This is a genomic window from [Clostridium] clostridioforme AGR2157, from assembly GCF_000424325.1.
Taxonomy (GTDB): Bacteria; Bacillota; Clostridia; order Lachnospirales; family Lachnospiraceae; genus Enterocloster; species Enterocloster clostridioformis_A.
The window spans coordinates 54,511-67,259 of sequence record NZ_AUJR01000005.1 but is presented as its reverse complement, the minus strand read 5'-3'; the positions used below and the strand labels follow the sequence as shown (position 1 = coordinate 67,259).

General features: G+C 52.1%; 13 protein-coding genes. 1 reads left to right on the top strand and 12 read right to left on the bottom strand.

The genetic code is table 11. The features are described from left to right. Nucleotides 1-27: 27 nt before the first annotated feature. The 5 genes from argS to nrdR form a co-directional block, all read right to left on the bottom strand. A complete protein-coding gene (gene argS / locus G614_RS0102470) occupies nt 28-1,815 on the bottom strand; it encodes an arginine--tRNA ligase (protein WP_027640649.1) in 1,788 nt (595 codons plus the stop codon). Nucleotides 1,816-1,938: 123 nt separating this feature from the next. Beyond that, nucleotides 1,939-2,496: an elongation factor P gene (efp, locus tag G614_RS0102465; RefSeq protein WP_002583865.1), complete on the bottom strand. Its 558-nt coding sequence runs from the start codon at nt 2,494-2,496 to the stop codon at nt 1,939-1,941. Nucleotides 2,497-2,628: 132 nt separating this feature from the next. Further along, a complete protein-coding gene (gene aroE, locus G614_RS0102460; protein ID WP_027640648.1) occupies nt 2,629-4,038 on the bottom strand; it encodes a shikimate dehydrogenase in 1,410 nt (469 codons plus the stop codon). Nucleotides 4,039-4,047: 9 nt separating this feature from the next. Beyond that, nucleotides 4,048-4,566: a YqeG family HAD IIIA-type phosphatase gene (locus tag G614_RS0102455; protein ID WP_027640647.1), complete on the bottom strand. Its 519-nt coding sequence runs from the start codon at nt 4,564-4,566 to the stop codon at nt 4,048-4,050. A gap of 23 nt (nt 4,567-4,589) precedes the next feature. After that, entirely contained in the window at nt 4,590-5,042 is a 453-nt protein-coding gene (nrdR, locus tag G614_RS0102450; RefSeq protein WP_027640646.1) for a transcriptional regulator NrdR, read from the bottom strand. Between the two features lie 182 nt (nt 5,043-5,224). Here nrdR and aroD point away from each other — a divergent pair, with 182 nt between their 5' ends. After that, nucleotides 5,225-5,983, top strand: coding sequence for a type I 3-dehydroquinate dehydratase (gene aroD / locus G614_RS0102445; RefSeq protein WP_027640645.1), 759 nt, complete (start codon nt 5,225-5,227; stop codon nt 5,981-5,983). A 209-nt stretch (nt 5,984-6,192) separates the two neighbouring features. Here the strand turns inward: aroD and G614_RS0102440 are convergent, their stop codons facing one another. From G614_RS0102440 to G614_RS0102400, 7 genes are all read right to left on the bottom strand, one after another. After that, the gene (locus G614_RS0102440; protein ID WP_002567117.1) at nt 6,193-6,453 is read right to left on the bottom strand and encodes a YlmC/YmxH family sporulation protein; all 261 of its coding nucleotides are present in this window, start codon (nt 6,451-6,453) and stop codon (nt 6,193-6,195) included. Nucleotides 6,454-6,529: 76 nt separating this feature from the next. Then, the gene (locus G614_RS0102435; RefSeq protein WP_027640644.1) at nt 6,530-7,381 is read right to left on the bottom strand and encodes a DUF4190 domain-containing protein; all 852 of its coding nucleotides are present in this window, start codon (nt 7,379-7,381) and stop codon (nt 6,530-6,532) included. 74 nt (nt 7,382-7,455) lie between these two features. Further along, entirely contained in the window at nt 7,456-8,379 is a 924-nt protein-coding gene (locus G614_RS0102430; protein ID WP_027640643.1) for a MetQ/NlpA family ABC transporter substrate-binding protein, read from the bottom strand. A 179-nt stretch (nt 8,380-8,558) separates the two neighbouring features. Continuing rightward, on the bottom strand, nt 8,559-9,224 hold the full coding sequence (locus tag G614_RS0102425; RefSeq protein WP_027640642.1) for a methionine ABC transporter permease: 666 nt from the start codon (nt 9,222-9,224) through the stop codon (nt 8,559-8,561). A gap of 1 nt (nt 9,225) precedes the next feature. Next, nucleotides 9,226-10,242, bottom strand: coding sequence for a methionine ABC transporter ATP-binding protein (locus tag G614_RS0102420; protein ID WP_027640641.1), 1,017 nt, complete (start codon nt 10,240-10,242; stop codon nt 9,226-9,228). Between the two features lie 514 nt (nt 10,243-10,756). Beyond that, on the bottom strand, nt 10,757-12,160 hold the full coding sequence (locus G614_RS0102405; protein WP_027640640.1) for a Sapep family Mn(2+)-dependent dipeptidase: 1,404 nt from the start codon (nt 12,158-12,160) through the stop codon (nt 10,757-10,759). Between the two features lie 125 nt (nt 12,161-12,285). Beyond that, nucleotides 12,286-12,732 carry a GatB/YqeY domain-containing protein gene (locus tag G614_RS0102400; protein ID WP_027640639.1) on the bottom strand — a complete coding sequence of 149 codons (447 nt, stop codon included), beginning with the start codon at nt 12,730-12,732 and terminating at the stop codon, nt 12,286-12,288. Nucleotides 12,733-12,749 lie beyond the last annotated feature (17 nt).

The window sequence follows — 12,749 nt, the reverse complement described above, 5'->3', positions numbered from 1 at the left end:
TCAGGTCATCCCAGGACATCCCCGCGGTTACATGCGCTCCGGAGCCTCGATACCCAACAGTCCGATGCAGGCTTCTAACACCCGTCTGGTAAGGGAAATAAGGCCGATATAGCTCTCCTTCCTGGCTTCATCCTCCTCTGCCAGAATCTTGGTATCGTGATAAAAGCTGTTAAAGGCATTGGACAGCTCGTAAATGTACAGGCATATCTTATGAGGCGCTGTCTCCGCAAAGCTGTTTTCCAGAACCTCATTATATCTGGCCAGCATAAGCATCAGGGCCTTCTCCGAACTTCCGGTGCAGGCAAGAATCTTCTTTTCAACAGCATCCTGGCTTACCTGGCCTCCGTTCTCCCTGTACTTGGCGATAATGGACTTGATTCTGACAATGGTATAGAGGATGTACGGACCTGTATTACCCTCAAATGAGGTAAAGCGCTCAATATCAAATACATAATCCTTGGCAGCCTGGTTGGACAGATCGCCGTACTTGAGGGCAGCCAGCCCTACCACAGCCGCCGTACTCCTGGCCTCGTCCTCTGATACGGTCCTGTTCTCCATGATTCTATGGTATACGGCTTCATTGATTTCCTCAATGAGCTTTTCCAGACGCATGACTCCGCCCTCACGTGTCTTAAAGGGCTTTCCGTCCTTCCCGTTCATGGTGCCGAAGCCCAGGAAAATCATGGGGGTACCTTCCTTCACAATACCTGCCTTCTTAGCCACCCTGAACACCTGCTCAAAGTGCATTCCCTGGCGTTTGTCCACCACATAAATATAGCGGTCCGGCTTAAAATCCTGTTCCCGTTCCACAATGGTTGCCAAATCGGATGTGGCATAAAGAGAAGCCCCGTCGGACTTACGGATCAGGCAGGGCGGAATCTCCTTGGTGTCCGTATCCTGAGCCACATCCACCACCAGAGCGCCCTGGCTCTCATGGGCCAGCCCCTTATCCACCAGCATCTGAATCATGTCCCCGATATATGGCTCTGCGTCGCTTTCACCCTTCCACAAATCGAATTCCACGTTCAGGTTTGCGTAATTCTTCTTAAGGTCAGCCACAGAGACTGCCATGATATGCTGCCAGATTGCCCGGAATGGGGCATATCCTCTCTGGAGCTTCAGGGTCGCCTGGTGGGCCCTCTCCTTAAACACCTCGTCCACCTTGGACCTGGCGCTGGCCGCAGGATATATCTCCTCCAGCTCACTGATTGTAAACGGGGCCTCCTGGGGAAATGGTCCCTCAAAGGATTCGTCAAAATACACCAGCTCCGGCTTCCTGTCCTTTAGTTCCTCAATGATAAGGCCCATCTGCAGTCCCCAGTCCCCCAGGTGCACATCACCAATCATATGGTGGCCCAGGAAACGGCCCATGCGCTTTATGCTCTCCCCGATAATGGCCGCCCGCAGATGGCCCACATGGAGAGGCTTTGCCACATTGGCCCCGCCGTAATCCACGATAACTGTCTCCGGCTTCTCAGGCGCTTCCAGTCCCAGCTTATCTGCCGAAGCCATGGCACCCGCATACTCTGCCAGAAACGCCTCTGACAGCTTCAGGTTGATGAATCCCGGCATCACAGCCTCTGCCTCAGAAAAAACAGGGTGGGATCCGCCTGAAACCAGATGTTCCACCACCTGGTTCGCTATATCGATTGGCTTCTTCTTATATGCCTTAGCCGCTGCCATGGCACCGTTGCACTGGTACTCACACAGGTCGGGACGGTTGGATAAAACCACCTTTGCGAATGAATCCTCATATCCGCTGGCTGTAAATGCCTGCTTTAATTCCCGCTCCATCATATCCAGAATCTTATTCACAATGTATACTCTCCTTTACTGTGACAATAGGTCTTTCCTTTTCCCGGAAAGTTAAAAACTGCCCCGGCATATACCGGAGCAATTCTTACAAACCGCCTCCCAGAGCGTATCTGACAAGTTGTATTATACACGTGACAGATATTCGCCGGTTCTGGTGTCAATCTTAATCTTATCGCCGATTTCTACGAATAACGGTACGTATACGGTTGCACCGGTCTCCACAGTTGCCGGCTTGTTGGCACCGGTTGCGGTATCGCCCTTGAAACCTGGCTCTGTCTCTGTAATCTCCAGCTCAACAAACAGCGGAGGCTCTACGGAGAATACGCTGCCATTGTAAGAGCAGACCTTACATACCTCGTTCTCTTTCACAAACTTCAGGGCATCGCCGATAATATCCTGATTCAGGGCAACCTGGTCATAGGTCTCCTGGTTCATAAAGTTATATAATTCTCCGTCGGCATACAGATACTGCATGTCCACTCTGTCAATTCTGGCCTGAGGGAACTTCTCTGTAGGACGGAAGGTGCGCTCTACCACGCCGCCGTTGATTACATTTTTTAATTTTGTACGCACGAAAGCTGCGCCCTTGCCTGGCTTAACATGCTGGAATTCCATAATCTGGACAACCTGTCCGTCAATCTCCAGAGTAATGCCATTTCTAAAATCACCTGCTGATATCATAAAGATATTCCTCCTTGAGTTCGTTCATGACGCTTGCCTAAGCGCCCCATAAGTCTTTAATCTTTTATATTCTATACTATGTAGGGAGCATTTTCAAGTTCTTTTTTAACGGCAGTATAAATTTCTCCCTTTTTAGCATGTTTTATCCACTGCCCTGCGGTGAATCTCTTCCACGATATCATCCACGTCCCGTCCGTTCACATCCACAATTATATGAGAAGCTTCCAGGTAATGGGGTTTTCTCGACTCCAGAAGGCTTATAATACGGCCCATCACATCGCTGCCGTGAAGCATGGGACGGTCCGACACATCGGCTCCGATTCGTTCCATGACAGTCTCAGGCAGGACATCCAGATATACCACGGTTCCCAGATGTTTCAGAAGCGCCCTGTTTTCCGCCCTGAGAGGCAGTCCGCCGCCCACGGAAATCACAGACCTGCCTCCCTGCTTCAGCAGCTTCTCCAGTACGCCTGTCTCCAGGCGCCGGAAGGCTTCCTCTCCCTGGGTGGCAAATATGTCGGATATGGACATACCTGCTGCCGCCTCAATCTCCCTGTCCGTGTCAATCATGGGCATCCGGTAGCGTGCTGCGAAATGTTCTCCCACACTGGTCTTTCCCGCTCCCATGAAGCCAATGAGTATCAGGTTCTCTCCCCGGCCCTCCCCGGCCTGTTTTTTTATCAGGTAATCTTCTATCATCTGCTTTGCCGCCTTTATGGTCCCGCTGTCCACCCTCACCTGGGGATTCCACAGTTCATAGGCAATCACGCCCTGATATAAAAGCATGTCCAGACCGTTCACTGCCCTTCCTCCTGCTTCCTGTACCATTTTCATGAACCTGGTCCTGGCGGGAGTATAGACAATGTCCACACCGGTATGAATCATCTCATAAAACCGGGGATCATCAATAACGACATCCTCCACATGGGGATGCATGCCAACGCTGGTGGACTGTACGGCCAGATATCCGCCTTTTCTGGCAGGAAGCTTCCTGTATCCCTCCAGAGACAGGGCCTCCGCCAGACCGCTGCCTGTCAGTGAGTTGATACAGTCGGCCAGCTCCCTGGCCCTGGTTTCATTCCGGTTGAGGATGTGGATTTTTGCAGCCCCGCCCTTTGCCAGCACATAGGCTGCTGCCTTGGCCGCACCTCCGGCCCCAATGAGTAAACAGTGTTCTCCTTCTGTGGGAATACCGGCTTGCGCAAGGGCCCGTTTAAGGCCCGCGCCATCCGTATTATAGCCCTTATACCCCGCATCTGTCCTGACCAGTGTATTGACTGCCCCGATGGCCCTGGCATCCTCATCCAGTTCAGACAAAAATTCCATAACCCGCTGTTTATATGGAACCGTCACATTCATCCCCAGTATATTCAGGGCATAGGCCCCTTTTACCGCGTCCCCAACCCTGTCTTCCTCCACTTTAAAAGGAACGTAGGCTAAGTTCACCCCTGTTCTCTGCGCAAAAAAATTATGCATCATGGGTGACATGGAATGTTCCACCGGATTTGCAATCAGCCCGCATACTCTTGTCTTTCCGTCCATTGTCTCACTTTACTCCCTGTCTTGGTTTATGTTTCCGGCATGTTTTTTATAAAAATACAGCACCGGCTTTTCCAGGTAACGCTTCAGCACAATCTGTATCTCTTCCCTGGGGGTCATGGGCCCTACCAGGATACTGTAGATGCCGGCCCTGTTGGCACCGTACACATCCGTAAACAGCTGGTCCCCCACAAAGAGGGTATGTTCCCTGTCAGTCCCCATAAGCTCCATGGCCTTCTCATATCCCCTGACTCCCGGCTTGCCTGCCTTATGGATATAGCAGGAACCCACCAAATCTGCAAAGGGCTTTACCCTGGGTTCCTTATTGTTGGATAGAAGACATGTCTTCATTCCCATGGCGCGAAGCCGCTCGAAGAGTTCCACTGCCTGTCCGTCTGCCGGCGCGTCATGGGGCACCAGGGTATTATCAATGTCAAAAATCACGCCCTGCATTCCCTGTGCATGATAATAGTCAAAAGGTATCACATAGGTGGATACCTCGTAACGGCGGGGATAAAACATTTCCAGCATACTTATAAGTATTCCTTCCAAATCTATTTTTTCAGCAATTTTCCAATCTCTTCTATGAACGTATTCACATCCTTAAATTCCCGGTAGACTGAGGCAAAACGCACATACGCCACCTCGTCCAGGTTCTTAAGCTTTCCCATCACCAGCTCTCCGATGGCGGAGGTGGGCACTTCCTTTTCCTCCATGTTGAAAATCTGGTTCTCAATCTCATCAATCATGGAATTAATCTGCTGGGGGGATACCGGCCGTTTGTGGCAGGAGTGAATGATTCCCGCTTCAATTTTGGAGCGGTCATAAGTCTCCCTGGAATTATCCTTCTTTATTACCATTAACGGCATGGTCTCCAGCTTCTCGTAGGTGGTAAAGCGCTTACCGCAGCGCTCACACTGGCGGCGCCTGCGTATGGAGCTGTTGTCATCTGCCGGGCGGGAATCTATGACCTTGGTGTCTGCTTCATTACAATAGGGGCATTTCATCTGGGTTACTCTTCCTTTCTTTTTTCACGTATCGTCTTAAACGCTTCATATATTTTAACCGAAGAAAGTATGAATCGCAAGGACTTTGTTCTTTTTTCATTACGGTATGGACGAAATCCCCTCCCCGCTTTATAATGAATCCAGACAAATCCAAAAAGATTACAGGAAAGGTGCTCTTTATCATGAAAAATGTCATTATAAAACAAACTGTACTTGGACAGGGAATGCCGAAAATATGCGCCCCGCTGGTGGAAAAGGATTACGAATCCCTGATTCACCAGGCAGAATCCTTCACTGAACAGCCTGTGGATGTGGCTGAGTGGAGAGCGGACTGGTTTGATTCCATACTGGAGCCGGATATCCTGGACCAGGTCCTTCCCGGTCTGGAGGCTGCCCTGAAAGACATTCCCCTGCTCTTTACCTTCCGTACCCAAAAGGAGGGCGGCCGTCTGTCCGCTCCGCACCCGGCGTACCGCTCCCTGTTGGAACACGCCATCTGCTCCGGTCATATCCAGCTGGTGGATTTGGAGCTTTTTTCGGGTGACGATATGGTACGTGAGACGGTGGACCTGGCCCACAGGCACCAGGTACGCGTCATCCTGTCCAATCATGATTTTGCGGCCACTCCCGAAGAGGATGATATTCTGCGCCGCCTGCATCACATGGAGGAACTGGGCGCAGACATAGCCAAAATTGCGGTCATGCCCCAGTCAGCCGGTGATGTGCTGACCCTTCTTTCAGCCACCAATAAGGCCAGCCAGTCCCTATCCTGCCCAGTTATCACTATGTCCATGAAAGGCACCGGGCTCATAAGCCGTCTGTCAGGGGAAGTATTCGGCTCCTGCCTGACCTTTGGCTCTGTAAAAGAAGCCTCTGCACCGGGCCAGATCGAAGTGGGAAAGCTTAAGGACATCCTGACAGCCATTCACGAGAACCTGTGACCATTTTATGGTATCGTTCACAGTTTTTTCACATTTCCATCATAAAACCTTCACAATTCATTTGTATAGTTAGAATTGTATAAAGCAAATGCTTTTCATACAACTTTTCTCACAAACCGGCCGGCAGGGGAGACCCTGGCGGCCACTCCTCTGTCCCATGGCGCGGAAAAAGCGCGAATCCGGCTGGAATCCGCGCTGTATGTTTCCTTTCAGCATTTAATGCTTTCCGTTACATCTTTTTCTTTAATGTCCACCAATATGATATCGTTTCCCACCTGGCAGATGTCACAGAATGGAATTACATATTCCTTCTCCCGTCCCAAAAAACCGCATATGCAGCCCGGACCAGGCACAATCAGGGCCAGCAGACAGCCCGTTTCCATGTCGAAATCCACATCTCCCACAAATCCAAGGCGCTTGCAGGTCTTTACATTAATCACTTCTTTTTGTTTAAGGTCGTAAATCCTCACGGTCCACAGCCTCCCGGCCTCTCTTGCTACCTACTATATGCCAGGTACCGTCCCATTAAAACCTTATTTTAGCCAATTAATTCAGTTCCGGTATGACAGTGAACACCTCAATCGCAACAAAGAAGATGATGACAAGCACGGTGACAGCAATACCGATAATGGAGAGTATAAGTCCGGCCTTTGCCTGACCGTCCATTCTGTCTCCTTTTTTTGACATAATGGCAAATATGATGCCGAGTACTCCGAACACAATGCCGAACAGCATACAGCAACAGATACTGCACAGAGAAAGAATCCCCATGACCAGAGATGCCGTTGCCATATTGTTCTTTTCCTGGTACACAGGCGGGTAAGACTGGTATTGGGTCTGGTATTGGGTCTGGTATTGACTGCTCCCGCCTGGCTGGCCGCTGCCTCTTTCCTGGCGGCTGTCATTTTGGCTGAAACCACTGTCCCGGCCGCCACTGCCGCTTTGGCCTGCCCCCGGCTGACCCTGACCATAAGAAGCCGGGGCTGGCTTATATACCGGCTGGCTGTCATTTCCGCTGGCGCCATTATTCTTTCCTGCATCATATGCTGTTCCGGATTGGGTTGGTTCCCAGGGACTTCCCAGATAAGGTTTATCCCCTGTATCGCTCCATCTGTCCTCCCGTGAGGGTGCATCCATGGGGCTGCGCCATCCATCGGAGCCATCCTGGATGGCGCAATTCTGGCCCGCGGTCCCCCAGCCCGCAGTTCCCCGCTCTGGCCCGCTTTGCCCCGGCATTCCCCGGTCCGCTGCATCCTGACCGCCAGACGCCTGTTCAAAATCCCCAGTCACCTCCTGGGCCGGCTGTTCCGCCACAATCACAGGTTCCCTGTTATCTGTATGATAATCCGGTCCCTGGCCTTCTCCGGCTCCATATCCGTTTCCTTTTTCGTTTTCCATGGATTATCTCCTCTCTCAAGCCCCTGCGGCTGCGTCAATGTATCCGAATACAGGGCACACCCTTAAAACACGCTTTAGAACAGCGGCACTACAGCGCCTTCATATGTCTCTTCCATAAACTGCTTTACCTCAGGGCTGGTCAATGCTTCCACCAGGGCCTTGGTGGCATCGCTGGATTCTTCTCCCTCTCTCACTGCCACTACATTGCCGTAGGTGGTAGCTGCCAGGGACTGGGAATCCTCAGTAGCCAGGGCATCGCTGACTTTAAGACCTGCTTCAATTGCATAGTTGCCGTTGATAACCGCGATATCGCCGTCAGAAATGGAACGTGGAAGCTGTGCTGCCTCCAACTCTACGATATCCAGGTTCTTAGTGTTCTCCACGATGTCATTCTTAGTAGCCTCCAGGCCAACACCGTCTTTCAGTTTAATCAGACCCTGTGCCTCCAGCAGAAGAAGGGCTCTTGCCTCATTGCTCACATCGTTTGGCACCAGTACGGTCGCCTTGTCCGGAAGTTCTTCCAGGGATGCTGTCTTGCCTGCATAAATACCGAAGGGCTCATAGTGGATGGCGCCTGCGCTGACCAGCTTTGTTCCGTTCTGCGCATTAAAGGAATCCAGATATGGCTTGTGCTGGAAATAGTTCGCATCCAGGTCGCCGGAATCCAGTGCATTGTTGGGCTGCACGTAATCCGTATATTCCACAATCTTCAGCTCGTAGCCCTTTGATGCCAGAACTTCCTTAGCCGCATTGAGGATTTCCGCATGTGGCGCAGGGCTTGCTCCTACCACGATTTCCTTCAGTTCTGCACTGGCCTGCGTGGTCTCCTCCTCTGCCGCTGCGGTATCCTCTGCCTTGGAATCAGCAGCCTGCGCCCCGGTAGCTGCTGCCGTGGTCTCTGCTGCCGTGGTCTCCTTTGGGCTGGCGGAGCATGCGCTAAGCGCTCCCGATGCCAGTACTGCAGCCAGCACGGCTGCGCCTAAGATGTTTTTCTTCATAATTGTGTCCTCCTCGCTTTGGGGCTCTGCCCCTGTTATTTTCGCCATATTAAGGCATTTATCATCAGCTCAGGCTGCACGTCCTTCCTCACATGACGGTCATATACGTTTTACCGTCATTGTCAGGAAACCGGACAGCCTCAGCAGATTCTCTTCCCGGCTTCAATTCCCGGATCTTCCTACCTGATTCTCTTATCGCTCTTCCTGGACATGCGCATGGCGACCTCCTGGATCAGCTGCACAATAATGACCAGAAGCACTACGGTCACCATCATCATATCGGTCTGGTAACGGTGGTATCCGTAACGGATGGCGATATCGCCCAGTCCGCCTCCTCCGGTAAATCCTGCCATGGCAGAGTATCCGAGAATCGTGGTCACGGATATGGCCGCACCCACCAGCAGGGACGGCTTAGCCTCCGGCAGCAGCACCTTAACGATAATCTGCCAGGTGGATGCGCCCATGGACTTGGCTGCTTCGATGACGCCCGCGTCCACTTCCTTCAGGGAAGACTCCACCATACGCCCTATGTAGGGGGCCGCGGCAATAATCAGAGGCACCACCGTGGCATTGGAGCCAATGGTCTTTCCCACAATGAACTTGGTAATGGGCAGTACCATGATTAAGAGGATAATAAACGGCACGGAACGCAGCAGATTGATGATGAGCCCCAGGGCCCTGTTAAACAGAGGCACCGGACTGATGCCCTCCTTGTCCGTAACCACCAGGGCGATTCCCAGAGGAATGCCGATTACATAGGATAAGGCAGAGGACAGGAACACCATGTAGATGGTCTCCCATATTCCTTTTACAAGCATATTTATGGTCGTAGAATCAAATTGCATCTTACCGCACCTCCTCGAACTTTACATTGGCTGTCTTCAGATAGTTACAAATCCTGCCGGCATCCGTATCATCCTCCGGAAGCTGTATGATCATCTGCCCCATGGCCTTGCCTTCAATATCCCTGGTATCCGCATGCATGATATTCACCGGAACCTTGCAGGCCAGCACCATATTGGCAATCACAGGCTCTGAAGACTCCCTTCCGTCAAAGATAATGCGAATCTGGCGGGAATTGCCAAAACTCAGGTTCTGCTCAGCCACATCCCCCAGAATCAGCTGGCGGCCGATATCGGATTTGGGACCGGAGAAGATATCGGACACATTCCCCACCTCCGCGATGTGGCTGTGGTCTATGATAGCCACTCTGTCGCATATGGCCTCAATGACCGCCATCTCATGGGTAATGACAATGACGGTAATTCCCATCTCCCGGTTTATCTTCTTGAGCAGTTCCAAAATGGACTTGGTTGTATTGGGGTCCAGGGCGCTGGTGGCCTCGTCACACAGAAGGACCTTCGGATTGGTTGCCATGGCCCTGGCAATGGCAACCCTCTGCTTCTGTCCGCCGGAGAGCTGCGCCGGATATGCCTTCATCCGGTCCTCCAGACCCACCAGTGTCAAAAGCTCCTCTGCCCGCTTTTTGGCTTCGGCCTTGGATACCCCCGCAATCTCCAGCGGGAAGCATACATTCTGAAGCACGTTTCTCTGGGACAGCAGGTTAAACTGCTGGAAAATCATGCCCATGGACTGCCTGGACAGACGCTTCTCCCTGTCCTTCATCACAGACAGGTTCTTTCCCTCAAATATGACCTTTCCTGAGGTGGGCACTTCCAGGTAATTGATACACCGCACCAGGGTACTCTTGCCCGCACCGGACAGGCCGATGATACCGAACACCTCTCCATACCGGATTTCCAAATTGATATCTTCCAGGGCAGTAACCGGACCATTCATGGTCTGAAACTGTTTCCCCAGCCCCACCAGCTGGATGATGGGATTTTCATTATTTGCTTCCATAGGTTTAATTCCTTTCTTTTGTTCCCGCTGCTCATATCCGCAGTCCCGCACATGCTCACGCCTCAGCCATACTCAGCCACATCACGCCGGGCCGCAGCGTCCATGGCAAAATCACAGCAAAAAGGCCGCATGTCCTGCACGGACTTGCGGCCTTGAATCTTTCCCTGCTACCGGGATATCTCCTGATTAATCACAATCCATACAGATAAAACTTACATTCAGTTTTTTGCCCATGCGGATACACAGCACATCATCATGTACATGCTGTTCATCATATCCATATTCATCTGCATGGCTCTTAACTGATTCATAAGTTCCTCCTATATTGATTCCTATCAAATCGCTGGGATTTATCTTAGTTAAGAAAATACATCACATGAACCTATTTGTCAAGCACTTTTTCCGGAAACACCAAAGTACGCGACTTAAGCAGCTCCCGCTCCAGCCTGCGCATCCCAAGGCCCTGGTCTGCCCCCGCTTTGCCCCCGGCAGACACTGTCATATATTTCCTATATCAGCTGCACAGCTCCACAATGACCTGTGCAAATATCTTGGCGCTTAAGACAAGCTCATCCACCACCGCGAACTCATCGGCTCCATGCATGCGGTTGTCTGTTCCCGGCAGGGCCGCGCCATAAGCAACGCCGTTCTTAAGAGTGTGGACATAGGTGCCGCCGCCTGTAGCCTGGCAGCTGCCCTCAAGGCCTGTGTAGTCCTTGTATACGGACAGCAGTGTCTTTACAAAATGAGAATTTCCGTCCACATGGTGAGGCGGTATCATGGAATCATTTTCCAGTGTAAGCCCCTGGTCCGCCATGGCCTGCTTTACCACTCCCAGCACAGTTTCTTCCGTGGCGCAGATTGGGCATCGGCTGTCAAATACGCCTTCCAGGCCATCGGCACCAACAGTCAGCATACTGAAGGCAAGAGTCAGAGTACCGGACAGCTCGTCTTCCATGCTGATTCCTGCTGCCTTTCCGCAGGTATCGCCGTGAGGGAAAAGCTTTAGCAGGTTCTTCACCATATCCATCTGAGGGCACTCTGCCAGAGGCAGGCGTGTCAGGTATACCAGCAGGCCTGTAAGGGCATTCTTCCCCTCCTGGGGCGTGGATGCATGGGCGCCTTCTCCCTGTGCAGTGACTGTTATAACCGGCAAATCACCCTCCAGTACAAAGGAGATCCCTGTCTCTTTCTCCACAGCCTCTGCCGCTGCCTCCAATGTCTTAAGGTCAACGCCCTCCACGACGGCCCTGGCCTTGCCCGGAACCACATTGGCCTTTATTCCGGCTTCCACCTTCACCAGTCTGGGCATTGCCTCAGAAGCCTGAAAGGATGCGTGGAAATGACCTTCCAGACGTCCCTTTTCAATGTTGATGACCGGGAATTCCGCATCCGGAGAAAAGGTCATGGGCGCCTCATCCTCCATGCCGTAATAATTTACGATATCAGAGCTTCCGCACTCTTCGTCCGTACCAAGAATCAGCCTGACGTTCTTATTTAACGGGATACCCAGCTCCTTCACTGCCCTCATTGCATAGAGCGCAGCCACGGCCGGGCCCTTGTCATCAGCAGTACCGCGGCCAAAGAGCTTTCCGTCCTTTACCACCGGCTCAAAGGGCTTTGTCTCGGTCCATCCCTCGCCAGCAGGAACCACGTCCAGGTGGGCCAGAATGTCCAGCTGTCTCTCCTTGTCATTGAGGTCGGCTGTCCCCACATAGTTGTCGTAGTTGCGGATGGAAAAGCCATATCCCTCTGCAATGCCAAGAGCTGCCTGAAGGGCCTGGAACGGACCTTCCCCGTAAGGCTTGCCCTCCACATAAGGCATCTTCTCACTGTTAATCCTGCACAGAGTGCAGATATCCTCTATCATTTCTTCCCTGTGGGAATCAATAAAACCTTCAATCTCTTTCCTATACATCGTAACCGTCTCCTTTTCCTGCGAAGCTTAAGCCCCGCTTCCTTTTATTGTCCTGCTCCATCCGGCCTGCCGCTCAGCACGCCAAACCGGAAGGTTTGCGGCCTGTAAAAGCCCTGGGGCCGTCCTTACCGGAACATGGAAGCCAGCGTCTCATTGACCATCTTACCGTCTGCCTTTCCCTTAACCCTGGGCATCAGGACCTTCATAATGGCTCCCTTATCCCTGGCCGTGGGGTTCTCGATTCCCAGTTCAGACAGGACAGAGGCTATGACTTCCCGAATCTGATCCACACTCATGTCTTCGGGCGCGAACTCCTTATATACAGCCATCCTGGCGGCTGCCTCTGACCGGATGTCCTCACGGTCCGCCGGCGCCATCTCGTATGTCTCCTGGGTCTGCTTGATTTCTTTCTTGACGACCGCGTTCTCCTCTTCTTCCGTCAAAGGCTCCCTCTTGTTGATTTCCGCATTCTTGAGGGCGGACAGCAGCATGGAAAGTGAATCCTTCCTGGCCTTGTCCTTAGCCTTCATGGCCTCCACCATGGCAGCCCGTACAGCATCAATCTTACTCATGATTTTTACCTCCTCGT